Below are 24,665 nucleotides of genomic sequence, written 5' to 3' on the forward strand. Positions count from 1 at the left end.
TTACTGTTGCTAATTGCATATTATAATTAAGCCTTGTGGTTTTGAGCTACCTCTTCACCAACATTTCTAAACACAGCTATGTGATCATCACTCCATTTACCTGCAGCGATTTCATTCATCATATCTTTATGCTTAGTTTCAAGAACTTCTAAGTATTCGTTTTCAAAAGCTTTCACTTTATTTTCTGCTACAGGATCGGTAATACCGTTTGAACCTGCCCAGATAATAGCGATTTGCTTTTCTACTGAATAAGGAGAGAACTGAGCTTGTTTTAAGATTTCTGTGTTCTTACGACCACGATCAATAGTAAGCTTAGTTGCAGCATCCAAATCAGAACCAAATTTTGCAAAGGCTTCTAGTTCACGGAACTGAGCAAGGTCAGTTTTCAATTTACCAGATACCTTTTTCATACCTTTGATTTGCGCGTTACCACCTACACGAGAAACTGAGATACCTACGTTCATTGCTGGACGAATACCAGCGTTAAATAGGTTAGTTTCTAAGAATACCTGACCATCAGTAATTGAGATCACGTTCGTAGGGATATATGCAGATACGTCACCAGACTGAGTTTCAATAATTGGAAGGGCAGTTAAAGATCCACCACCTTTTACCAAATGCTTGATTGACTCAGGCAAGTCGTTCATATTTTTAGCAATATCATCAGAAGTGTTGATTCTAGATGCACGCTCTAAAAGACGAGAGTGAAGGTAGAATACATCACCAGGATATGCTTCACGTCCTGGAGGACGACGAAGAAGTAAAGATACTTCACGGTATGCTACAGCTTGTTTTGAAAGGTCATCATAAACAGCTAAAGCAGGACGTCCAGTATCACGAATAAACTCACCAATTGCTGCACCTGCGAAAGGAGCAAAGTATTGCATAGGAGCTGGATCTGAAGCATTGGCAGCTACAACAGTAGTATACTGCATTGCACCTGCTTTTTCTAAAGCAGTAACAATTGTAGATACTGTAGATGCTTTTTGTCCAATAGCAACATAAATACAGTAAACAGGTTCGCCTTTATCGAAAAACTCTTTTTGGTTAATGATTGTATCAATCGTTACCGCAGTTTTACCTGTTTGACGGTCACCAATAATTAATTCACGCTGACCACGACCAATCGGAGTCATTGAATCAATTGATTTGATACCTGTCTGCATCGGCTCATCTACTGGCTGACGGAACAATACACCTGGAGCTTTACGCTCGATAGGCATTTCGTACAAATCACCTTCGATTTCACCTTTACCGTCGATAGGGTTACCTAACGCGTCAACAACACGTCCGAACATACCCATACCTACCTTGATAGATGCAATACGTCTAGTACGTTTTACTGTATCACCCTCTTTGATATCTGTGTACTTACCCATAATTACGGCACCCACATTATCTTCTTCGAGGTTCAATACCATACCTACGACACCTGATTCGAATTCGATCAACTCGCCAGCTTCTGCATTAAGCAAGCCGTAAATACGAGCTACACCGTCACCTACTTCCAATACTGTTCCTACTTCTTCTAAGTCTGAAGAAGCTTTGAAACCTGTAAGTTGTTCCTTCAGGATCGCAGACACTTCGTCTGGTCTTACTTGAGCCATTTTGTATCTGGATTTGAATTTTGACTATTCTTCATTAAAAAAAGTATCACTCTCTTACGAGGATACTTATAATACTAATTGAAAGCTACTTTCAATTGTTGTAACTGAGACTTCACAGAGCAATCTAATTGCTTGTCGCCAACAGTTAAAATATAACCACCGATAAGAGAGGCATCTACTTTTTCGTCCAATACCACTGTCTTACCAGTAGATTTTGTCACCTTCGCAACTAATGCTTCTTTAGTAGAGGCATTAAGAGGAGTAGAAGTAACTACAGTAGCTCTTTGAATATTTTTTATTGCATCAAATTCAGCTTTGATAGCAATAACGATTTCATATAAAGCCGAAGTTCTATTCTTATCAACAATTAAGTTGAAAAGTTTATTAGTAAGATCAGTTACCTTAGATGAAAAAATCTCTTTAAGGATAGCTGCTTTATTCTCAGCTTTAATAATTGGGCTACTCAAAGCATTTAATAGCTCACGGCTACCTTCGAGGGTAGTCATGATTAACTCTGCATCAGCATACAACGCATCCTGATTTCCTTCTTGCGAGGCCACAGAGACAAAAGCTTTTGCATAACGTGTTGCTACTCTAGATTCTGCACTCATGGTTATGATTTATATACAGCGTAAAAACGCATGTTTCTCAAAAAATTAGATATTTGCGTCTTCAACTAACTTGGCTACAAGTTCTTGTTGAGCGGCATCATCAGACAATTGCTTACGGATAACTTTCTCAGCAATATCTAAAGAAAGTTCAGAAACAACACCTTTGATTTCAGCCAACGCTTCTCTTTTTTCTGCATCAATAGAACTTCTAGCGTCATCCACGATTTTCTTCGCTTCAGTTTTCGCTTGTTCTGTTGCTTCAGTAATCATTTGATCTGCTTTTTTCTTAGCAGAAGTAATGATTTCTTCTCTCTCAGCACGAGCTTTTTCTTTCTCTTTCTCGTTTTCAGCTTTTAGGTTAGCAATGTCTGCTTTTGCTTGTTCAGCTGCCTTAAGAGCATTATCGATAGACTCTTCTCTATCTTTTAAACCTTTTGATATTACTGGAACGATCTTCACTCCGATAATCGCGAATACGATTAAGAAGAATAATGTGTTCCAAAATAAAAGACCTATACCAGGAGTTATAATATCCATCTCTTAAAATTTTTGCGTGAGCGTTCTGACGTTTCTTTGTTGAAAGATACCCACCGCCGGGCAAACCCCTGATGCGATGGATATCCAAACAAAATGTTTCTTGAATTTAGGATTAACCTAAACCGATCAATAGACAAACTACTACTGCGAAAAGTGCAACACCTTCAATCAAGGCTGCTGCGATAATCATTGCAGTTTGTAGGTTACCAGCGATTTCTGGTTGACGTGCCATCGCTTCAACAGCGTTACCACCGATTTTACCGATACCGATACCGGCACCGAATACTGCTAGACCAGCACCGATAGCTGCACCTAATTGACCTACGTTACCACTTACTTCTAATAAGATTGAAAGTAATGACATTTGAATTTTGTTTAAAAAGTTTATAAAAAGAAACGTATATGAAGCTTTCGCTTGCGCGAATATCATTCATTTGATTATACTTAACAACTTGCATAAGAATTAATTAACTTAATTTCAGCAAATTGCAAGATTTTTTAATGATGTTCTGCTACTGCTGAACTAATGAACAGTGCTGAAAGCATCGTAAATATATATGCTTGTAAGAAGGCTACAAATATCTCCATGAAGAACAATGGTATGATAATAAGTGAAGCTACTCCTCCAACCCAAACTTTACCAATAATAAATACTAGCGACATGAATGACAACAATACGATGTGACCACCTGTGATGTTGGCAAACAAACGAAGCATAAGGGCAATTGGCTTAGTAAATAAACCAATAATCTCTACTGGAATCATAATAGGAGACAACCACCAAGGTACACCTGGAGTGGCAAATACGTGTCCCCAATATTGCTTGTTACCGCTGAAGTTCACTACAAGGAACGTCATCACAGCGAAAGTCATTGTGAAAGCAATATTACCTGATGAGTTGGCACCACCTGGGATTAAGCCCATCAAGTTGTTGATTAAAATAAAGAAGAACAATGTAATTAAGTACGGAAGGAATTTATCTGTCTTACTTCCTAAGTTAGGAGCAATCACTTCGTCTCTCATGTAGACAATAAGTGGTTCAAAGAAAGATTGTACACCTGTTGGTGCTTTCCCTACATTCTTTTTGTATCCTTTTGAGATAGCTGAGAATAAAATCAACAATACGATTACTGATAAACCGGTTGATGTTGCATTCTTAGTTAATGAAAAGTCATAAATAACTTGGTGCTCATCATCTGCGTTCACAATGTGTTCGTGATGATTTACGTAAGTACCATAATTACCTTTTACTTTTGCATGGTGTAAGAAATCTCCTGAAGAGAAGAATTCGAAACCTCCACCTGGTACATAAAGGATCACAGGTAAGGAAATACCGTAGTGATGTTCGTGTCCTTGTTCGTCTGTAGTTGTAAATAATGACCAGTGGTGTTCGTCCTTAACGTGATGAAGGATGGTCTCTACTGGATCATAATCACTACTTGATGCTTCTTCGTGACCATCGCTAGCCAATAGTGTAGAAGTTTGTAATAGTGCTGCAAAAAGCACTGCTAGCATTGCTAGACGGCTGTAAAAAGATAAATAATTACTTTTCATTCTTATAAAATCACTCATTTTTCGGATTTACCCTGCAACTTATGATATAAGCAAATAATTTCAAAAATTGTGTAAGCAAAATAAAAAAAGAAGAAGCATAAAATAAAGCTTAACTTTTCTGCTTTGCCTGCATTTGCTTTTAAAAAAAACAAGATAAACACAGTCAATGATAATACTAATCGGATCAAGACTGTTGCCATATAGAAAGTGTGAAAAGTTGGACCGTTTCCGGTATCCGCTCCTAAACACGTTATTTCAAATGACATTACCGCTAAAACTATATTGAAAATTAATTCATGATATATAAAGCGGCCTAAATCTACTCCAAGATTGGATGCTAACAGTATGCTTAGAAAAAAAATAAGTGAAACTGTAAACAAACCTAAATAGAAGCGTGTTCGAAAATCTAGATGCATTATTAATTTTCCAATCCTACTGACTGGAATCGAGTGCAAACATAAGGTAAACGAATTTAAACTTCAAAATGACTAGCGTCATTTTTTTAGAAAATTGTCAACTTTACCTTTTTTTTTCATTATCGGGTCCTTTTTTAGATATTTTCTGCAACCCTTTGATTAAAATAAAGAGGGAAGCGAAAACTCCGAAGAGTAAAAATCCTATCGTAAAGTAGGGTCCCGAAGTAGAAAAATACTCATCTAAAAATTTTCCTCCGTAAGCACAAATCAATAATGTGACGATCATTTCTGTACTTACAGAGGAATACTTTACAAAAGTAGAGTATTTATTTGCCTTTTTTTTTGAAGACTTATTATTATTCGGCTGATCCATCTTCAACTTTCTCTTTTTTGTCTACTGCATTCACAGTTTCTTGAGTAGTTGATGTAGTGCTCGTCAATAATGGTTTTTCATTACTCATTTTACAAGTACCATTAAAAACTGCACCTGGATCGATAGTTAATGATTTTGTGATGATATCTCCATGAATAACTGCAGATCCTCTCAAAACTAAATTTTCGGCTACTTCAATACGTCCATGTATTTCACCTTCGATTTCTGCGTTCTGAGCAAAAACATCTCCTTCAATTTGACCATCATTACCCAAAAAGAATTTTGAATGACATTGAAGGTTACCAATTAATTTACCATCCATTCTAAGGACACCATGTGTTTCTACATCACCTTTTAAAGTGGTTCCATGTCCAATGGTATTGTTTGTTGCATTACCTCCTACCGGTGCTGGGGCAACACTTTTTTCTTCGTTATTCCCGAATAATCCCATAATCGTTTTTTTTTAGGTTAGAGTACAATCCTAATGTGTTTATCTATTCAAATGCAATAAAATCCACGGGGTCTACCGGGATTCCATTGTACCATAATTCAAAATGTAAATGTTGACCGTCAGTCATTTCTCCGCTATTACCAATAATGGCAATAATGTCTCCTGCTCTTACTGATTCTCCGACTTTTTTCAACAAAACAGAGTTATGTTTATAAAAGGAAATTACCTGTCCTTTATGTTGTATACCAATAACATAACCCGAGTCTTGTGTCCAAGAAGATAAAATAACAGTTCCTTCAGATATTGCTTTTATCCCTTCATTTCTTTTTGCCAATACATCGACACCAAAATGAGATTCTTTAAGATTAAATGTTTTTGATAATACTCCGTTAGATACCGGAGGAAAGAAAAATACATTTTCTATACCTGAATAATTATTTATTACAGAAGTTGGATTGATTTCTACTCCTTCAAATTCACTTCTAAAAACTGAATCTACAGGATCAATAGTTTTTAAGTCAACTTGAATATCACTTACTTCATCGGTATTGACAATCTTTGCTTTATAGTCCTCTTCATTATCCACCTCTCCGTCTATGACAGCTTTAATAGTTGCCATGTAAACATCTTTTTCATTAGAAGCAATTTTCAGAGAGTCTAAAGACCTTTCCATCTCTATTAGCTTTCTATCAGTTTCACGATAAGCCACTCTTGGATCAAAAATCTTAGACAACAAAGTCGTTGCAAGAAAAAAACTCAATACACCTAAAACAGAAAAAATCATCCCTAATACCAATAGTATCTTTACATAACTAAATCTATATGCGGCCCTTTCTGCGAAGGTTTCTTCATCCCTTACTACTAAAACAAATCGAGTGGTCAGCCACTCCGATAACGTCTTTCCTTGTTTTTTCATTAATTTTTCTTCTTGTTTAAGAAGGATACAAATTGTAAAATTACAATAAATCGTCACTTTATATACATTTTCTATCAACTATTGAATTTTTATAACTTTTTGGATGATAAAAAAATGTAAATTTGATGGTAAGAAGGATTTTTCATAATCCTCACAATATTTCATTTCACATTAAAATTGCACTCGATTTTAATCAACTTCTAGTTTATATAAAAGTAAATTGATGTAAAATGAAAAGAAAGCAAACAAAAAAGCTTTAATAAAAACAATCATAATTATAGATTTTATCTGCTCATCATAATGACGCATATTTTTTCACATAGAGCTTATTTTTTCGTCCTTAAGGTCGTTTTATTTCTGATGCTAGGTGCTACTACCTCTTGTCATTATTATCATAATACTGCCACTCATTACAATTCTTACTTTTTGGCAAGAGAAGGGATGAATAAATTTGAAACAGAACTTTTTCAAGCACATCAAGATGATTATAATGATGTATTATCCATTCTAATCCCGATAGATACAACTGTTACTCTTACCTATAAAGAAGATCTTGATTACGTAATCACTAAAGCTTCACGCCCTATCAAATTTCATAAATCAAGCGATTTTATTGATGAGTGTTATTTATTAGTTGGATGGGTACGTCTGTACAAAGGTGATTACGAAAATGCTTTGACCACTTTTAAGTTTATCAATTCAAAGTTTCAAGATGAAAATAGTCGACATGCTGCATTAAATGCTCTTCTTAGAATGTTTATTGAAACAAAAGAAGAAGCCAATATGAATTTAGTTCTCGACATCATCAAACAGCAGAAAACACCCTACAATAAAGAAAATACAAAAAACTATCATTTAAATCTTGCTCACTATTTTAGAAACAACAACTTCTATCCAGAGGCTATCAAACATTTAAGAGTCGCGGCAGATTTAGAGGATAAAAAAATATACAGGTCTAGATACTACTTTATTCTTGGTCAACTTCATGAAAAAATTGGAGACATAAACAACTCTTATGTCTACTACAGTAAATCAAGGAAAATCTCAAAAACCAATGAATTAGATTTTCAATCAGACATTAGTGCACGTAGTATGCAGCCTGTGAATTTCGATGATCAAAAGCAACAAAAGAAAATTGATAAATACTTCGAGAAAAAACTGAAGGATCACAACTATTGGGACTATCGTGATAAAATTTACTACGAGAAAGCTCAATTCGAAATGAGAAAACCTGATTATGATAAGGCTTTACATTTTTTTAATGAGTCGGTGCAAGTAAGTACTACAAACCAAACACAAAAAGGGCACTCTTATTTAGAGTCAGGGAAGATCTATTATGATCAAAAACAAGATTACATAAAAGCTGCTGCATACTATGATAGTGCTGTGCAGAACTTTAATGAATCGGTGTATGGTTTTGAAGATATTAAAGCTCGTTCAGAAAACCTTCAAGAATTAGCAAAATACACTGCAATAGTTGAAGAAAACGAAAGACTATTAAAGCTATATGATATGAATGAAGAGGAACGTAAAGAGTTCCTTGAAAAAGAAATAGAAGAGGAAAGAGAAGAAATCATTCTAAGGCAACAATATGCTGTAGAAAATGAAAAAAAGAAACAAAAACCTGCCACTTCTTCTTCTGGATCATTTAGTAATCAAGAATCTAAAGAATTTTACTTTTATAATACAAATGCTATTGCTCAAGGTAAAGCTCAATTCTTGAGAAATTGGGGATCAAGACCTCTCGAAGATAATTGGAGACGTTCTAATAAAATGGATTTCAACGACAACCAAGTTAATTTAGGAAATCAGAACGCCAATAATAACAGAAGAAACGCTCAAGGGGAAAAAAATAAAGAAGGTAATGAGGAAGGAGAAAATGAAGGAGACCTATTTGCTGACTTAAAGTCTTTAGATGATAGAATTGCTGAAATTCCAACTTCCGACGATGAATTAGCACAAATAAACACAAAATTAGGTGATGGTGTATTCGGCTTGGGTAAAACCTACTTGTATAGAATGAAAATGAATGACCTCGCTCTAGAGAATTTCTTTAGAATGGTCAAACAACATCCACAACATGAAATGGCTCATGAGGCTGCCTACCTCATTTATGTTATATGTAAAACCGATGATAGCTGCGATGAAAATGTAGCAAAAAATTATCTAATTAGTCATTATCCCGATTGTTTGTATTCTAAGATTTTGGTCAATCCAAACTATATCAAAGAAACCAACGAAAGAGAATTATATATCGAGAAATTATATACTGATGCTTATAAATTTTATAACCAAGGTAATTACAATGAATCAGATATTAAGTTAACTGAACTATTTACTAATTATCCTGAAAGTGATTTCGAAATTAAAGGGCGTTTCTTAAGGGTATTATTGATAGGGAGAACAACAAAATATTACAAAATCTTTAAGAAGGCTTTAGAAGATTATCTTGAAAAATATCCTGATAGCGAATTCGATGAAATAGCGAAAGGTATGTTACAAGAAATTAATGAAACACGACTCAAAAATGGATATATTCCTGGCAGGTATCATGAATATAATATTACTATAGAAGAATAATTTGAAGTTAATCTCTCTAAAAACCATCATTAATTCATAATTTGAGTTTAAATTTAAACGATTTTATCTCAATTTAATTCGTAATAATTCAATTAATAGGTCACTTTTTTTTAATTGATTAAATTGCCGAAAATTTTAAAATTGATAAATATAGACTAGAAAAAGATCTGAACTTTTTAATATATGTACTTAAAAACGATTAAAGCACTCTGGATCCTCTTTATTGTAGGTATTATATCTATTATATTCTTTGGAGTATCTCTTAAAAACAACTGGTTTAACCTTTATGGTAAATTACCTGACCCTAGTGTATTAGAAAACCCTGATCGTAATGAAGCATCAGAATTATACTCTGCGGATGGTGAACTCCTAGGTAAATATTTCCGTGAAAACAGGAAAAAAGTAGAATTTGAAGAATTATCTGAAGATTTGAAAAACGCTTTAGAAGCTTCTGAAGATGTTCGTTTTTATGAACATTCTGGTATCGACTTTAAAGCAACTCTAGCAGTACCTTACTATTTAGGTAAATACATTTTAGCCGGAGGTAAAAAACGTGGTTCATCTACTATCACGCAACAATTGGCTAAAAACCTTTTCAAAATCCGTCGTGATGAAGACCTAGAAGGACGCCTTTCTAATGTTAAAGGTATCAATCTAGTAATCAATAAGTTTAAAGAATGGATTGTTGCTGTAGAATTGGAAACAGCATATACAAAAAGAGAAATCTTAACTATGTATTTAAATACTGTTGATTTCGGATCAAACTCTTTTGGTATTCATACTGCGGCTCAAACATTTTTTGCTACTACTCCTGATAGTCTGAACATTCCCCAGTCAGCTTTATTGGTAGGTATCTTACAAGCTCCTTCGTTTTTTAGCCCTGTATACAATCCAGATCGTGCAATTACTGTTCGTAATAATGTAATTGCTCAGATGGCAAAATATAACTTTATTTCAGAAGCAGACAGAGATAAATATATCATTACAGATTTAAACCTTGAATATAATGTAGAGAACCATAACAAAGGTTTGGCTCCTTACTTTAGAGCAGAGGTTGTAAAAGATATTCAACGTTTCTGTAGAGAAAAAGGACTTGACCTTTACGGTGATGGTCTAAAAATATATTCTACTATTGATTCTAGAGTACAAAGATATGCTGAAGCTGCTATCGAGAAACATATGATCGAGCAGCAAACATTATTTGATGAACACTGGAAAGGAGAAGGTGATCCTTGGAGAGATAGAGAAGGCGAGGTTATTCCTAACTTTTTACCAATGTCTATTCGTAGAACTCCAGTTTATAAATCGTTAAGATCTCAATATGCTGGTGACTCATTAAAAATTGACAAAGCATTAAAGGTGAAGAAGAAAATGAGAGTATTCTCATGGAACAGCCCGAACTACGAAAAAGATACCGTAATGAGTTCGTATGATTCTCTTCGCTATTATAAAATGTTCTTACAAGTAGGTATGATGTCTATGGAACCTAAGACAGGTAATATAAAAGCTTGGGTTGGTGGTATCAATTATAAATACTTTAAGTACGATCACGTTCGTTTAGGTTACAGACAACCTGGTTCTACATTTAAGCCTTTCCTATATGCTAAAGCGTTAGAAGATCGTTTCCAACCTTGTTCTCCTGTTACTGATTTGCCTATCACTTTTACGGCAGAGGAAGCAATGGCTGACAAACCTTGGACACCAAAAAATGCTGATAGCTATAGTGGTAAAACTTATACTTTAAGACAAGCAATGTCTCGTTCTATCAACACTGCTGCAGCTTACTTAGTAAAAGAATTAGGTGCTCCTAACCTGTCAAGATATGCCCGTGATAAATTTGGTTTCAAATTCATTAGAGATAAAATGTTTAATTACATGGTTTCTGATGATGATAGAAAACGAGGAATCACAGGATATGATAAAAAACCAATTGCAGGTGTTCCATCACTTTGTTTAGGAACGGAAGATGTTTCTGTTTACGAAATGGTTACTGCTTATTCTGTCTTCATTAATAAAGGAACTTGGACTGAACCACAATTCTTGACTCGTATAGAAGATAAATACGGTAAGGTATTAAAAGAATTTACTCCTAAAAAAGAAGAAGTGCTTAACGAAAAGACTGCTTGGTTAATGACTTACATGTTAAGAGGTACGTCTGAAGAATCTGGAGGTACAGCTTTACGTTTAAATCGTTATAAATTCAAACACAATAGTCACGTAGCTGGTAAAACAGGTACAACAGCCAATTTCTCAGATGCTTGGTTTATGGGCTTCACTAACGATTTAGTTACTGGTGTTTGGTGTGGAGCTGAAGATCGTTCGGTGCACTTTAGAAGTATTAAATACGGACAAGGAGCTAGACAAGCCTTACCTGCATTTGCCTATTTTATGGAAGATGTATATGAGGATAAAAAATTATGTAAAGAATTAAATTATTATAAAGGATTCTTCCCTGAACCTTCTATGAGTTTAGGTGTAGAATTAGACTGTAGCAAATACAATCCAGATGTTTTTGGAGAGTTTGGAGCAGAACCTGATTCTACTTTAGAAGAACAATACGAAGCTCCTACAGAAGTTGGAGATGGTATTTTGTAATTGAATTCTTTTTCAAAAAGCGAGGCAATCATAAATTGTCCTCGCTTTTTTTTTCTTTTTTTGATGATCAATGTTTAATCATATCAAACAATGGAGTTACGTACGAAAAATAAAATTGATAATAACTTAGAAATTAAAATTGAACCTTTTCGTTCTGGTATAAGAAAAACTAATCCTCATAAACATCATAAATACATGGAAATTGTGTATTTATTTAAAGGAGAAGGAAGCCATACTATTGATTATGATTGTTATCAAATCGATCAACCTATCTTATTTTTTATACAAAAGGATCAGATGCATCATTGGGATTTAAAAAGTGATCCTGAAGGGTTTGTCATCATTATGAAAAAAGGTTTTTTAGATAATAGTACTGATAAAGATTTAATTGATCTAATAGGTGCTTTGAGTCATCACCCTTCCTTGCAAATAAAAGATACGGTTACCATTAATCAACTGTTTGAGCTTTTGACAAAAGAAGTTAAAGCTATTGGTCCATACCAACAAGGAGTGATTGAAGGTCTATTAAAAGCTTTGTTTTCAAAATTTCTGTCCGAATCCTCTCCTAAACTAGAGAATCAATCGAATTACTCTTCTACTTTTATTGTTTTTAAAGAGTTGTTGGAAAGTGGAGAAAAAGTTATCAATAGTGTCAATCACTATGCGGAAGAAATGAACACTACCCCTCAAAATTTAAATACAATAGTAAAGAATGCTTGTGGTATTTCTGCTTCTGCTTTTATAGGTGAATACATCATTAAAGAAGCTAAACGTATGCTTCTTTATACCAATATGACAGCAAGTGAGATCGCCTTTCATTTAAATTTTAAAGACTCTTCTCACTTCACAAGGTACTTTAAAAGGAAAGTGGAAATCACTCCTGTACAGTTTAGAAATGCTTAACAAAAATCAATACGACCCTTACCCTTTCAAAATGTACATTTTTAATCGTGATCTTTTTCAAATGTACAATTAAGCTATCCGTTATTTTCCTCAAATTTGCAATGTGATATTAAAATCATTTATCTATTCAAGTGATTTTGACTACTTAAAATAAACCAATTAAATACTAAACTAATAAAATGAGACTTATCTTATCCTTCATTTTCATGTTTATGAATGTGGCTTTGTATGCTCAAAATTTTCAAATTAACGGTCAACTGATCGATAAAGAGAATAATGAAAGCATCCCTTATGCTACTGTTAAACTGTTAGACGCAAAGAATGAAATTATTACATTCAGTAGCTCCGATTTCGATGGTAATTTTGAACTACCAAAAGTAAAAAAAGGCGATTATCAAATTGAAGTTTCTTTTGTAGGTTATCATACACTAGAAAAATCAATTCAGGTGGATAATAACATCAACATTGGTTCGATATATCTTTCCCCTAATGTTCAAGAATTAGATGAAATTGTAGTAAAAGACCTAAAAGAAACTGTACAAACCAAAATTGATAGAAAAGTCTATGATGCTGCAGATTTTGAAACTGCAAGAAGTGGTACAGCTACTGATATGTTGAATAAACTTCCTCAAATTTCTGTATCTCCTGAAGGAGATGTTTCTGTGCGTGGCACACAAGGATTTATGGTTTATGTCAATGGAAAACCTACACAAATAGATCCTTCTACTCTTCTATCACAAATCTCTGCAAGTTCTATTGAAAATATTGAGGTCATTACTGTACCTTCTGCAAAATATGATGCACAAGGAAAGGCTGGCATTATCAATATCACCGTAAATAAATCCGAATTAGAAGGCACCTCTGTAACTGCTGGTGGTATGATCGGTGGTTCTCCTTGGAGAGATGGTGCAGAACCTGTTCGTGGTGGAGGTAATTTCAATATTACACATCAAAAAGATAAATGGACTTTCAATGCTAGTGCTAATTATTTGAGTAGAAATGTAGATGGTCGCCGTGAAGGTGAATCTGAAATCACTCAAAAAGATGAAAACGGTAACAAAACGGGTACTTACCATATGGATGCTGCAGGTGATCGTCCTGAATGGCATGTTAACTACTCTGCAAACGCTGGTGTAGGGTATGATTTTAACGACAACACATCTCTAAAAGCTTCTTATTTCTACGGACACAAGAGTAATAAACGTACAGCAAATTATGTATATCATAACTATTACAAAGACTTAGATGGTCAGATGATCGACGGGGCTGAAGAATATATTTACAATCCCAATACTCATAATCGTTTTGGTGATTTCCATACAGCGAATTTAGATTTTTTCCATAAGTTTGATAATCAATCAAAATTAAACTTAGGGTTAGTTTATGAACACTCTATCCTTGGTGATGATTTGGATAACAAAAACCAAGTATATGATAAAGGCACAGAAACGCCTCAAGAAACTATACTGACACATTACACTCAAACTACTGATCAGCCATTACATGCCATTCGTTTTTCTTTGGATTACGAAAAGCCAATAAGTGATAATCAAAGTGTCTCTTTTGGTGTACAGCCTCAATTCCTTACTCAAACAGGTAATTATAATTACGACACTTTAAATCTAAGCAATGGAGCATGGGAACAACATCCTTATTCTAATAGCTATGAATTAAAACGTAATATTTATGCGGGTTATGTTGACTACTCAGCTAGTTTCGGGAAACTAAGCTTAAAAGCTGGTCTGCGTTTAGAATATACAGATCAAGTGATGACGGTTGGCAATTATGAAGTCTTCCCAATAGTTGATGTACCTGAACAAGATGAATTTGTTGTTCAACAATTAAATGCCTTTCCATCATTGAACTTAGATTATGAGTTTAATGAAAATAATAGATTAATTTTTGGGGCAAGTAGACGTATCAACCGTCCACCAACAAAAAGTATGGCTCCTTTCCTTTATAGAAGACATTTTGAAGTGTATGAAGTAGGTGACCCGACGCTTCAGCCTGAATTTGTTAACCTAGCTGAAATTACTTTTGATAAGAAAATTGGTAACCAAAACATTGGTTTAACAGCTTTCTATAGAGGAGTAGAAAATGCAGTATTTCGTGTAAATGTAGTCAATGAAGGAGAAAATGTATTGATGCGATCTTATACCAATGCTGGTGATGATCAATCTTTAGGTTTGGAATTAAACTCTAACTTCAATATTGCTAAAAGAGTGAAATTATTTGTTGGAGGATCCTTGTATCACTATGCGATAAATGGTTCTATTTATGGCCAAACAATTGATCAAAGCAGCTTAAACTGGAGCTTAAAGTCTACTCTAAATACTGAGCTATCAAAAACTTTAAGTTTTGTATTTGATATAGATGTTCAATCGGCAACAGTAACAGCTCAAGGACAAAATGATTTATTTTATATGTCAAACATCGCTTTAGTCTACAAACCAACTACAATACCTAATTGGACATTTACAGGTAGAGCGAATGACATATTTCAATCCAATATTAAAGGTTTAGATACTACCGGTAAAGATAGAAACTCAAACGAGAACACATTTTACCAAAGAACAACGTATTATCGATACGGACCGATTGTGGAATTTAGTGTGAATTACACGATGAATGCTAAACCGAAGAAAAAAGGTAAGAAAACAGAATTTGACAAACAGTTCTAATCAAGAAATAATTGAATAAGAACTGAAGTGTTATCATCAGTACATGATGAAAAAAGAAAAGGCTGTCACTATAGAAGTGGCAGCCTTTTTACTGAATTACTTTTCAAACAGGAGAAATAAGTCTACTGTTTAATGAATTTCTTAATATATCGTGATCCGTCTTCCATATCCATTTGAATGATATATAAACCAGGAGTTAAATCACTAATATCTAACTGATTATTAATTAAATCTACTGAAGATTTTACCGATTGCCCCGTTGTTTTCATCAAACTTAATTGACCGATATTCTTTTGAGAAGAAAAATAAAGCATATTCCCATTGTTTGGATTAGGATATAAAATTGGTCCTAAAGATTGTATTTCATCTTCCAAAGAAGTAATTGAAGCGTCTACCCTAACTGCGTTACTAAACTCAGTCTGTACATTCGTTCCTACGGCAAACATCACTATATCTTTACTTCCTTCTTCAGCCCATTCTACTTCATGAGGTCCTTCTCCAAAAATAATTGAAGGAGTGGCATCTCCATCCTCTCCAAAATACCAACCAATTAGAGTACTATCGGTATCAGAGGTATTAGTAAATGTTACAGGAGAGTTTAAGCCTACTTCATTTTTATCAGAAGTATACCTTAAAGCTGTGATTGAAGGTGTATAATCTACTACCCTAAAATCATCCATAGCTAAACCTATACCTCCAGATGAATCTTGATTGGCCCCTACAAAGAATAATCTAAAAGCAATTTGTTCACCTTCAAACCCTGCCAAAGGAATATATTTAGTTACCCATTCATCGTTGGTACTTCCTGTCATCAATGGTAAACCTTCACCTCCCCAGTAATCTTCAGAAGAAAGTTCATTGTGCCATGATGGATCTGTAAAACCTCCTAAGTAACGCCATGAACGTCCAAAATCATTCGAAAATTCTACGTACATACCATCAACTTTATCTTTCACATCTTGTTTCAAATTGAAAGAAAAACGTTGAGTATTAGATGTGGTAGCTGTTGATGCAGGTAAATCAAAAACAGAGGTATATAGATAAAATCCTGATGGTACTCTATAGCCTGCAGTATCTACTCCTAGAACATAAGCTTTACTTCCAGATGTTGTTCCAGATTTTCCTGCAATGGCAGAATTGCCTAATTCTAGATCTGTTCCTGCTAAATTCATTGCATAAAAAAGTAACTCATCTGATTCTAGATCACCACCATCTGCTAGGTCAAATGGAACCGACTTCGTTCCTAAGATTGGAATTGTATCTTTATGATTGTTCATTTGATCACCATTGATGTATAATTCTACTTCAAATTCACCTGTAGTATCAACATAAATATGAGTTGGACTTTGATCTGTAGAAGTATTACCATCTCCAAAATCCCAGTTGTATGATGTTGCTCCACCAGAATTATACACAAATTGAACCGTACGATTAGTGTATTCTACATCAGAAGTAATATTAAAATCTGCAGTTGGATCTACTTTAGTCACTCCAAAGTTTCTCACCATAAAACCATCATCAGTATCTTCTATTTGGAAAGCGGCTTCATATCTGTATACAAATCGGAATCGTACATTATTCCCTGCCAAAAAGGATACATTATATTCTGTAGAGTCATTTTCAAAAATTCCTAACCAACCTGTTTGATCTTCGAAAATAATAGGATGAATAGCACAAGCGTCTTCTGGAGATTTATTGTACCATCCTGTTCCTAGACCATCATTGGCCTCACCAAGTAATTGCCAAGTTCCTCCGTTATCTATGGTATATTGCATCTGACATGCTGCTGGAGCATTACAGTAAGTAATATCCATACTCTTTATGAAATTAATCTTGTATTCTTTAGACTTTTCAGTCATATCAAAAGTAGGCGTATACAGCATGGCTGCATAAGATCTATTCGGTACTCCTCCTTGTGCTGTTGTGATCCACACGGTAGAGTCTCCACTAGATAATTCATCGCCTCTAGCTCTTGCCCATTCCCAAACATCATTTCCAGTTCCTCCATCTAAATAGGCTGTTTCTGTAACAAAACCACCTGTATCAGTTAAAAAGTCTGTCGAGAAAGGTAAAGATTCTAAAGGACCAGCTGGGGGCCCATCGGTCATTCTCAAGCCTCTTCTATATGTATTTGATCTACCATCAGCATCCGTCACTTTTAATGTGATGATATAAGATTCTAACTCTGGTATTTCTGAATAAGTATGTTCTATTGTATCCGCTGATGATGTGCTTATTTGACTATCACCAAAATTCCATTCATAGGTAGCCCCTGTTGCATAAGATAGGTTGACAAACTTAATTCCTTGATTCACTATTCCGTTATCTGATAAAATATCAAAAGCTGCAATTGGTCTACTAGATAATAATGCATCCATAGCTCCATCCATATTAATCCTTCCGGCTCCTAAGCTATTTTGATAATTTGGATTTCTTGGGTTGATATCTGTAGCTGTTCCTTTTAGTAAAGCAGCCATTTGCAAAGGTGAAATCGTAGAGTCTTGAGTTAACAAAAATGCTGCTGCTCCTGCCACCATCGGGCAAGCCATTGATGTACCCGTATAAGGAGCGTAATCTCCAGATGGCGAACCATTATCTGCTGCTACTGTACTAATAATATCTGTACCTGGCGCTGAAATATCAATCCAAGGACCATATTGTGAAGAAGGTGCTTTCACATCATTACTAGTAGTATTAGCTACTGCCATCACATTATCATACCCTGCAGGATAACTTGGTAAGTTGACATTATCATTACCTGCTGCAGCTACAAAGAACATTCCGTAGTCTTCTGTTGCTTCTCGAATCATTCTTGATACTGTTGCAGAATAGAAATAACTGCCATATGACATACTCACAACATTCGCTCTCATTTCTATCGCATACATTAATGCTTCAGTTGCATGAGTAATTAATCGAGCATTAGGAGTATCATCAGAAGTAGCTTTAACAGCTAAAATTTTCACTCTATTATTAGATATTGAAGCTCCCCCAACACCATTATCGGTAACAGCCGCTGAAATACCCGCACAGTGCGTTCCATGAGAAAATATGTATCGACTCGCTTGATCAGAAGGTGGATTAGGATCAGGATCTCCATTAATATATTGATCGCCTGATGCATCCCAACCTTGATAATCATCGATAAATCCATTTAAATCATCGTCTTTTCCGTTGTTAGGAATTTCACCTTCATTTATAAAAATGTTTCCTGCTAAATCTTCATGAGTAATCAGTACACCATCATCAACGATGGCTACTACAATATCATTTTGAGGTGTATTCGGATTGTCTGTTAACTTAGTCCATGCATCAATAGCTCCTACTAGATTAAGATGATATTGTGAACTAGCTAAAGGATCATTTGGATTGTTAAATGATTGAGGTAATGGAACATTTTCTACATATAAAACATTAGGGTCCGCTTTTAACTCTTGCATGTAACGATACAAATCATTCTCATTGTTTAAGGTGATTTGTAATACATCTGAGACAGAATTCTTTAACACCTTCATAGGTTCTAACACAGAAGCAACTCTGCTATCTGTAAGCTGTCTGTATAAATTCCTTTTTGATGCTTCTACGAATATATCTTGGTTGGCCTCCATAAAGGCCATATCAATATCAGTAGGGTTTTTAAGTCTAACAAAAAGTTTATTGGGAGATGAAATTGCCTTATCAGTAATTAACTTTGGCTGAGGTTTCCCTATTTGTTTAATATTTTGTGCCCATCCGTTATGTACTAAAAACAGACAGGAAATAATCACTAAAGAGATGTTTATTTTTTTCATGATGTCTAATTTTTAGTTAAGAATAAAGTCCATTGCCTTGTGGTAATCCCATCTGAAAAAAGGACATCCAAACTTATTTTCCCATCCGATGATGTAGTACCTGAAATTGTAATATAATCATCAGAAGGACCTAAAAATTCACCACATTGATCAATAATCTGAAAAGGTATATCCTGTAAATCTCCTGCTACATTTGATATTTCATACAACCCCCATATGTTATCAGGGTTAGAACTATCTGCTGTTTTTGTTATGGTCACATCGGGAACATCAACAATACCTTCATCTTTTGTAATTTGAGCACTATACGTACCATCCAAATCTGATGGGCAATGAATATCTCTTATCAATAAGTTATATTCCTTCTTAATTCCTCCTTGTCCAACAGTAACCACTGTATTATCGTCTAAGTTTTTTGCTTTAGTAAGTACCACATTAAGCGTCTTACCATTAGGTTTATCAACCCCTTGGACCACTAAAGGAGAAATTTCAATGGTTGCAGTATTTCTGGTGTTCGTAAAACTTTGTTCACCAGATTCATCCTGAGTTTTTTCTCTATTTTTTATAATAAATGTCCCACCGTTTGCCGTTGCAAATTTTTCTACAACAGCAGAAGAATTTGCATCATTTTTTTCGATCGCTTTAGCTGTGAAATCTGTTCCAAATGTTGCGTCTCCTTCAAATTCATAAGTAACTTCTACTCCTCTTGAAGTTTGAATAGCATAAGGCATTTCCACTTCTAAGCTTAATGGAATAGAGTTCTCCCTAACAGAATCGGGAATTGTTGTAGCTGTTTCAAAAGAAACTGTAGAACCGATAAATTCTGCATTTACTTCATCGGCATATGTATCGTATAGTTCACATCCCTGAAAGGATAGACTGATTGATACAATGACTATATATAATAATCTTTTCATGTGCTTTTGTTAGTTTGAGTTCATAAACCACATCGGTGCATCCAATGTTTTCTGACTCGGGTTATTAGGATTTGAACTAATCTCACTTGGAGAATAAGGTAACCTAGTGATATGATCAGATAAAGTTGCGTCTTCTGGAAGAGGTCTATTAGAAGGATATCCTGTTCTTCTAACATAGGTCCATGCATCAATACCTCTTTTAAAAGTCTCAATATACCCTTGCTGATGAACCGCTAAGAGTGCATTTGCATTAGATAAGTTTTGAAGATCTGGTAAGGAATTATTGTAATTTTCAAAGCCTTGTACCGTTACACCTTTCCCTGAAGCTTGAACAGTAGACATATTATTTAAATGAACGATGTTGAGTAATATACCCTCTCTGTAATAATCATTCGCATCTTCGGTTGTTCCATTAATCCAACCTCTTAGTATTGCTTCTGCTCTTAAAAACTTTAATTCTGCAGCAGTTATCCAATAATCTGGGGAGGTTGCTGAAATATAATGCAAGCTTAAAACTGAAGTAACTGTAAATGCTGACCTTGATCCGGGAGCAACTCCTCTATGAGGAACTTGATCTGAAGTACCACTAGGTCTATCATAAAATATATCAATTCTAGGATCATTACTTCCTCTTAATAGATCAATAAAAGGGTTGGATGCATAGAAGAATAAACTCTGACCTCCTGCAAACTGAAAATGTAGTTTGTAAAACTGATTGGCATTAGTTAGATCATCGTAATAATCTAATTTTACTTCGTTGCCTAAATCTTGAACATGAGGTGAATTAAATGCCGTTTCCAATCTAGAACCAGCATAACCTGAATCTTTTTCGGCAAGAACCATTAAAACTTTTATTTTAATTGAATTGGCAAATAGTTTCCACTTATTCATATCACCTTTAAACAATAAATCTTCAGAAGATATTTTGTTAGGATCCCCTTCATTGATACTAGACATCGCATTATCTAACATGGTAACCACTCCTTTTAATATGGTTTGTTGGCTATCACTATTAGGGAATAAAATATCGGTATCTAAAGCCTCAGTAAATGGAACATCCTCAAACATCAATGTTAAATGATAAAAACAAAAGGCTTGAATTATTTTGAATTGTGCAGCGGTATTAACTTCTCCATTTCTATTGGCTAATAATTCTCCTCTACTTGCATTTTTTAATGCACTCACATAAAATGTAGACCATGTATTGGTCTGTGGAAAAGTAGGTACAGAAAAATTATCTGCAGTTGAAAAAACATTTGCTCCTGCACCCACATAATGCTGTGCCCATCGGTTAAACACATCTGTTTCCATCACTTTATCTGATGAAACACCAGTGATTACCGTTGTCATAAGTAAGCCGGGCTGTTCTGCCAGCTGTTCGTCGCCTGCAGCAAAAGGGTCTTTATTAATATCCAAGATGCTGTCGCAACCTCCCATTAGAAAAGTCAGGCATAAGGATAGACCAACAATGTAATTATAGGTTTGAGTCTTTTTCATCTTAGAATACTAATTTTATGTTACCACCAAAACTTCTAGTAGAAGGTAAACTGCCCATTTCAACAGCTCCTGAAGCATCACTAGCTGATTGGAATAAACTTGTTTCTGGATCTATATGAGGTATTTTACTATAGATCAACCAAAGGTTTCTTGCTTCAAACCCTAAGGATACCGTTTTTATAAATCCTGACTTTTGAACAATGGAAGAAGGTAAAGTATAAGCTAAGCTCACTTCTCTCAACTTCACATAAGTTTTATCAAACACCACCCCTTCTGCTATACCACTAGAAGAGTAAGCTTGCCAATAATCTTGATGTGATACTGCAATATCATTAGGTCGAACATTTCCATCACTACTTTGTATGTAAGCGTTTCTATCTATAAAAGATTGTTCTCTATTGACTGCTGTCTCTTCTGCAAGACCATCAAACCTCAAATCACCTACTGTTCTTGAAATCATTTTTCCACCTTGATTCCAATCAATTAAAAAGTTTAAAGTAACTCCTTTATAAGTAAAGCTGTTTTGGAAGCCTAATAAGAAATCTGGTTGTATTTCACCAAATGTTTCTTCATCACCTTGCATTCTTAAACCAGTATTAGGGTCGACAAGTATCTCTCCTGAATCGGCTCTTTTAAAGCCTACACCTTGTAATTGTAAAGATTCTCCAGGAACTGCTTGTACAGAAACGCCATTAAACCCAGAGGCAATTTGAAGCTTATCCAACCCTTCTATCAACTCTGTGACTTTATTTTGATTTCGTGTAAAGTTGATGAGAGAGTTCCATTCAAAAGCACTTGTTTTTAAAGGAACAAAAGATAGTAGTAACTCAATACCTTTATTTTGTACCGCTCCTGCATTTACTCTTTTGGTATTATACCCTGTTGATTCTGGTGTTGGCACTGCCAATATTTGATTTTTTGTCTCTATCTGATAGTAAGTAAAATCTACTCCAATTTTACCATTAAAGAAACTCAATTCAGTACCAATCTCCCATGAATTTTGTCTTTCCGGAATCAAGTTTTCTGGTGGAATCACATTGGTTGCACCATAAGCTGTTTGTCCGTTAAAAGGATAATTATTAGAAGTACCATATTGACCAAAGTAGGACGATCTAGGATAGTAGTAATAATCTAATTGATAAGGGCTTGTATCGTTACCTACTTGTGCCGCTGATAACCTCAACTTACCATAAGAGAAGAAATCATTATGAATTTCAAATGCTTCAGAAAAGATAAATGATAAACTTGCTGAAGGATAAAAATAAGAGCGATTGTCCTTAGGTAATGTAGAGGACCAATCATTCCTCATTGTCATATTTAAGGTCAAGTAATTGTTGTATGTAAGTGATATATCACCATACAGTCCTAGTAATCTTTGCTCGACAAAGTCTGTAGTACTTATAGTATTTTTAGCATTGGTAGGTGTATATAAATCCGAAACAGACAATTCTGAAGCAGACAATGTATTTCTTTTAAAGACTCTTTGGTTGTATTCGTGACCAATAATTGCCGTGAGCTTAAACTTCTCTCCAAAATCTTTCTGAATAGTAGCCATCAATGATGTTGTCAATTCAGTTCTTTCCATATCATCATTCGAGAAAGAACCATTGATCGCTCCTAATGTTCCTTTTGCTGATTTTGTAAATCGTTTATCCACTCTGTAATCTAAACCTGCACGACCTCTAAAGGTTAACCAATCTGTTGCTTTGGCTTCTAACATACCAAAACCAAAGAAACGATTTACATTTACATCATTACCATTTTTTTCTGCGACCCAATAAGGAGAATTTGAAAAACGTCCGATGGGATTTTGTTCTCCATCTACTAATTGTAGTCTTTCGAGAGGAGTTGTTCTTGGTATACCATTAATAATTGATGTAAGAACGTTTGGTGAATTACCTCCTTGAGATACCGAACCTCTGATCTGAGATTGTACGTAATTCATACCTACTCTCGAACTGATTACCTTATTTAGTTTATGTCCAGCGTTTACTGCAAAAGTATAACGGTCTAGACCTGCTCCAGGTACAATACCCTTTTGATTCATTGATGTAAAACCTAAACGGTAATCCCCTTGTTCTGTTGCCGAAGAAACATCTATTGAATTAATAAATAATGAACCTGTTTGATAAAAATCTTTTACATTATCAGGATAAGCAGACAATGTTTGAAGAGGCCATTGGCTTTCAGGCAAATTGGCTGTATCCGAGTAAAAATCATACATCGGAACTACTTGTCCATTTATAATGGGACCCCAACCATTTTCTGAGTTCTTATCATATTTACCATGAAAACCTTGAGCATATTTATTTTGGAAAGAAGGAAGTCTATTGGGTTTTTCAAAACGAACACTGGAGTTTATACTTACTTTAGGTCCATCATTTGATTTACCTCGTTTAGTGGTAATAATAATCGCCCCATTGGCTGCTCGTGATCCATACAACGCCGCAGCTGATGCTCCTTTTAATACTGTTACAGAAGCAATATCTGCGGGATTTATTTCACCTGCACCATTTCCTGCGTCAAAAGCACCTTGAATACCACTACCTGTAGAAACATTCGTATTACTCACAGGAATACCGTCTACAACAATTAATGGCTGATTACCGCCACTTAATGAGTTTGTACCTCTAATCACAATTCTTGTTGAACCTCCAGGATTAGAAGAAGCTTGAGAAATCTGTACACCCGGTACTTTACCAGATAATGAATTTAAGAAGTTTGTAGATTTTACTCTATCTACTTCCTCTCCATCTACAGATGTTACGGCGTACCCTAAAGTTCTTTTTTCCCTTTCGATGGCATTTGCAGTAACTACAACTTCATCGAGTTGTTCGGTATTTTCTTTCATGGTTACATTCAAACTGGTTTGATTACCAATTTCAACCAATTGAGATCGCATCCCGATAAAATTAAATTCTAGTTTTTTATCGTCGGCTTGAAGGGAAATTTTAAAATTACCGTCGATATCAGATACAGCCCCTCTTCTTGTCCCTTGTACTACAATAGTGACCCCCGGTAAAGGTTTCACTCCATCAGTAACAGTACCCGAAAGTATTCTTTCTTGTGCGTTCAGATGAGTTAAAGAGATAATAGAAAGTAGTATAAACCAAAGAGTCTTAGTTAATCTCATTCGTTTTATGATATTTTTTGTTTTAGTTTATTCACTGCCAGAAAATTATAGTGATAAGAATTTAGAAAGAGTCAGTTATTAGGGCATTCGCTAGATTCAAAGT

At 34.8% G+C, this 24,665-nt stretch carries 16 protein-coding genes; 4 read left to right on the forward strand and 12 right to left on the reverse strand.

Annotation, left to right across the window (positions count from 1 at the left end; genetic code table 11):
- Positions 1–26: 26 nt before the first annotated feature.
- From atpA to NH26_RS10825, 8 genes are all read right to left on the reverse strand, one after another.
- Positions 27–1,607, reverse strand: coding sequence for a F0F1 ATP synthase subunit alpha (atpA, locus tag NH26_RS10785; RefSeq protein WP_044222829.1), 1,581 nt, complete (start codon positions 1,605–1,607; stop codon positions 27–29).
- Between the two features lie 74 nt (positions 1,608–1,681).
- Complete coding sequence (gene atpH, locus NH26_RS10790) at positions 1,682–2,218, reverse strand: ATP synthase F1 subunit delta (RefSeq protein WP_044222832.1); 537 nt, start codon at positions 2,216–2,218, stop codon at positions 1,682–1,684.
- Between the two features lie 45 nt (positions 2,219–2,263).
- Positions 2,264–2,755: a F0F1 ATP synthase subunit B gene (gene atpF / locus NH26_RS10795; RefSeq protein WP_044222835.1), complete on the reverse strand. Its 492-nt coding sequence runs from the start codon at positions 2,753–2,755 to the stop codon at positions 2,264–2,266.
- 112 nt (positions 2,756–2,867) lie between these two features.
- Positions 2,868–3,119: an ATP synthase F0 subunit C gene (gene atpE / locus NH26_RS10800; RefSeq protein WP_044222836.1), complete on the reverse strand. Its 252-nt coding sequence runs from the start codon at positions 3,117–3,119 to the stop codon at positions 2,868–2,870.
- Between the two features lie 134 nt (positions 3,120–3,253).
- Complete coding sequence (gene atpB, locus NH26_RS10805; protein ID WP_242427319.1) at positions 3,254–4,327, reverse strand: F0F1 ATP synthase subunit A; 1,074 nt, start codon at positions 4,325–4,327, stop codon at positions 3,254–3,256.
- Between the two features lie 501 nt (positions 4,328–4,828).
- Positions 4,829–5,098: an AtpZ/AtpI family protein gene (locus NH26_RS10815; RefSeq protein ID WP_044222842.1), complete on the reverse strand. Its 270-nt coding sequence runs from the start codon at positions 5,096–5,098 to the stop codon at positions 4,829–4,831.
- Complete coding sequence (locus NH26_RS10820) at positions 5,082–5,549, reverse strand: bactofilin family protein (protein WP_052431976.1); 468 nt, start codon at positions 5,547–5,549, stop codon at positions 5,082–5,084. The genes NH26_RS10815 and NH26_RS10820 overlap by 17 nt, the downstream gene beginning before the upstream one ends.
- Positions 5,550–5,592: 43 nt before the next feature.
- Positions 5,593–6,465, reverse strand: coding sequence for a M23 family metallopeptidase (locus tag NH26_RS10825; RefSeq protein ID WP_044223158.1), 873 nt, complete (start codon positions 6,463–6,465; stop codon positions 5,593–5,595).
- Between the two features lie 300 nt (positions 6,466–6,765).
- Between NH26_RS10825 and porW the strand changes: the two genes are divergently transcribed.
- The 4 genes from porW (at position 6,766) to NH26_RS10845 (ending at position 15,224) form a co-directional block, all read left to right on the forward strand.
- Positions 6,766–9,045, forward strand: coding sequence for a type IX secretion system periplasmic lipoprotein PorW/SprE (porW, locus tag NH26_RS10830; RefSeq protein ID WP_139263010.1), 2,280 nt, complete (start codon positions 6,766–6,768; stop codon positions 9,043–9,045).
- A 183-nt stretch (positions 9,046–9,228) separates the two neighbouring features.
- Positions 9,229–11,640, forward strand: coding sequence for a transglycosylase domain-containing protein (locus tag NH26_RS10835; protein ID WP_044222850.1), 2,412 nt, complete (start codon positions 9,229–9,231; stop codon positions 11,638–11,640).
- 90 nt (positions 11,641–11,730) lie between these two features.
- Positions 11,731–12,543: an AraC family transcriptional regulator gene (locus NH26_RS10840; RefSeq protein ID WP_044222855.1), complete on the forward strand. Its 813-nt coding sequence runs from the start codon at positions 11,731–11,733 to the stop codon at positions 12,541–12,543.
- Positions 12,544–12,722: 179 nt separating this feature from the next.
- Positions 12,723–15,224: a TonB-dependent receptor domain-containing protein gene (locus NH26_RS10845; protein WP_084812137.1), complete on the forward strand. Its 2,502-nt coding sequence runs from the start codon at positions 12,723–12,725 to the stop codon at positions 15,222–15,224.
- 122 nt (positions 15,225–15,346) lie between these two features.
- Here the strand turns inward: NH26_RS10845 and NH26_RS10850 are convergent, their stop codons facing one another.
- The 4 genes from NH26_RS10850 to NH26_RS10865 are packed head-to-tail and all read right to left on the reverse strand — an operon-like array spanning position 15,347 to position 24,562.
- On the reverse strand, positions 15,347–19,015 hold the full coding sequence (locus NH26_RS10850) for a S8 family serine peptidase (protein ID WP_044222860.1): 3,669 nt from the start codon (positions 19,013–19,015) through the stop codon (positions 15,347–15,349).
- Positions 19,016–19,020: 5 nt separating this feature from the next.
- Positions 19,021–19,932 (reverse strand): hypothetical protein, encoded by a 912-nt coding sequence (locus NH26_RS10855; protein WP_044222868.1) that lies wholly within the window; start codon positions 19,930–19,932, stop codon positions 19,021–19,023.
- A gap of 9 nt (positions 19,933–19,941) precedes the next feature.
- Positions 19,942–21,429 (reverse strand): SusD/RagB family nutrient-binding outer membrane lipoprotein, encoded by a 1,488-nt coding sequence (locus NH26_RS10860; RefSeq protein WP_084812138.1) that lies wholly within the window; start codon positions 21,427–21,429, stop codon positions 19,942–19,944.
- A gap of 1 nt (position 21,430) precedes the next feature.
- The gene (locus tag NH26_RS10865) at positions 21,431–24,562 is read right to left on the reverse strand and encodes a SusC/RagA family TonB-linked outer membrane protein (protein WP_052431977.1); all 3,132 of its coding nucleotides are present in this window, start codon (positions 24,560–24,562) and stop codon (positions 21,431–21,433) included.
- Between the last annotated feature and the right edge of the window lie 103 nt (positions 24,563–24,665).

It is taken from the genome of Flammeovirga pacifica, assembly GCF_000807855.2.
GTDB lineage: Bacteria > Bacteroidota > Bacteroidia > Cytophagales > Flammeovirgaceae > Flammeovirga > Flammeovirga pacifica.

Excerpts from the sequence above, each read along its gene's own strand:
- atpA (WP_044222829.1), bottom strand. The coding sequence starts at position 1,607 with ATGGCTCAAGTAAGACCAGACGAAGTGTCTGCGATCCTGAAGGAACAA.
- atpH (WP_044222832.1), bottom strand. The coding sequence starts at position 2,218 with ATGAGTGCAGAATCTAGAGTAGCAACACGTTATGCAAAAGCTTTTGTC.
- atpF (WP_044222835.1), bottom strand. The coding sequence starts at position 2,755 with ATGGATATTATAACTCCTGGTATAGGTCTTTTATTTTGGAACACATTA.
- atpE (WP_044222836.1), bottom strand. The coding sequence starts at position 3,119 with ATGTCATTACTTTCAATCTTATTAGAAGTAAGTGGTAACGTAGGTCAA.
- atpB (WP_242427319.1), bottom strand. The coding sequence starts at position 4,327 with ATGAGTGATTTTATAAGAATGAAAAGTAATTATTTATCTTTTTACAGC.
- NH26_RS10815 (WP_044222842.1), bottom strand. The coding sequence starts at position 5,098 with ATGGATCAGCCGAATAATAATAAGTCTTCAAAAAAAAAGGCAAATAAA.
- NH26_RS10820 (WP_052431976.1), bottom strand. The coding sequence starts at position 5,549 with ATGGGATTATTCGGGAATAACGAAGAAAAAAGTGTTGCCCCAGCACCG.
- NH26_RS10825 (WP_044223158.1), bottom strand. The coding sequence starts at position 6,465 with ATGAAAAAACAAGGAAAGACGTTATCGGAGTGGCTGACCACTCGATTT.
- porW (WP_139263010.1), top strand. The coding sequence starts at position 6,766 with ATGACGCATATTTTTTCACATAGAGCTTATTTTTTCGTCCTTAAGGTC.
- NH26_RS10835 (WP_044222850.1), top strand. The coding sequence starts at position 9,229 with ATGTACTTAAAAACGATTAAAGCACTCTGGATCCTCTTTATTGTAGGT.
- NH26_RS10840 (WP_044222855.1), top strand. The coding sequence starts at position 11,731 with ATGGAGTTACGTACGAAAAATAAAATTGATAATAACTTAGAAATTAAA.
- NH26_RS10845 (WP_084812137.1), top strand. The coding sequence starts at position 12,723 with ATGAGACTTATCTTATCCTTCATTTTCATGTTTATGAATGTGGCTTTG.
- NH26_RS10850 (WP_044222860.1), bottom strand. The coding sequence starts at position 19,015 with ATGAAAAAAATAAACATCTCTTTAGTGATTATTTCCTGTCTGTTTTTA.
- NH26_RS10855 (WP_044222868.1), bottom strand. The coding sequence starts at position 19,932 with ATGAAAAGATTATTATATATAGTCATTGTATCAATCAGTCTATCCTTT.
- NH26_RS10860 (WP_084812138.1), bottom strand. The coding sequence starts at position 21,429 with ATGAAAAAGACTCAAACCTATAATTACATTGTTGGTCTATCCTTATGC.
- NH26_RS10865 (WP_052431977.1), bottom strand. The coding sequence starts at position 24,562 with ATGAGATTAACTAAGACTCTTTGGTTTATACTACTTTCTATTATCTCT.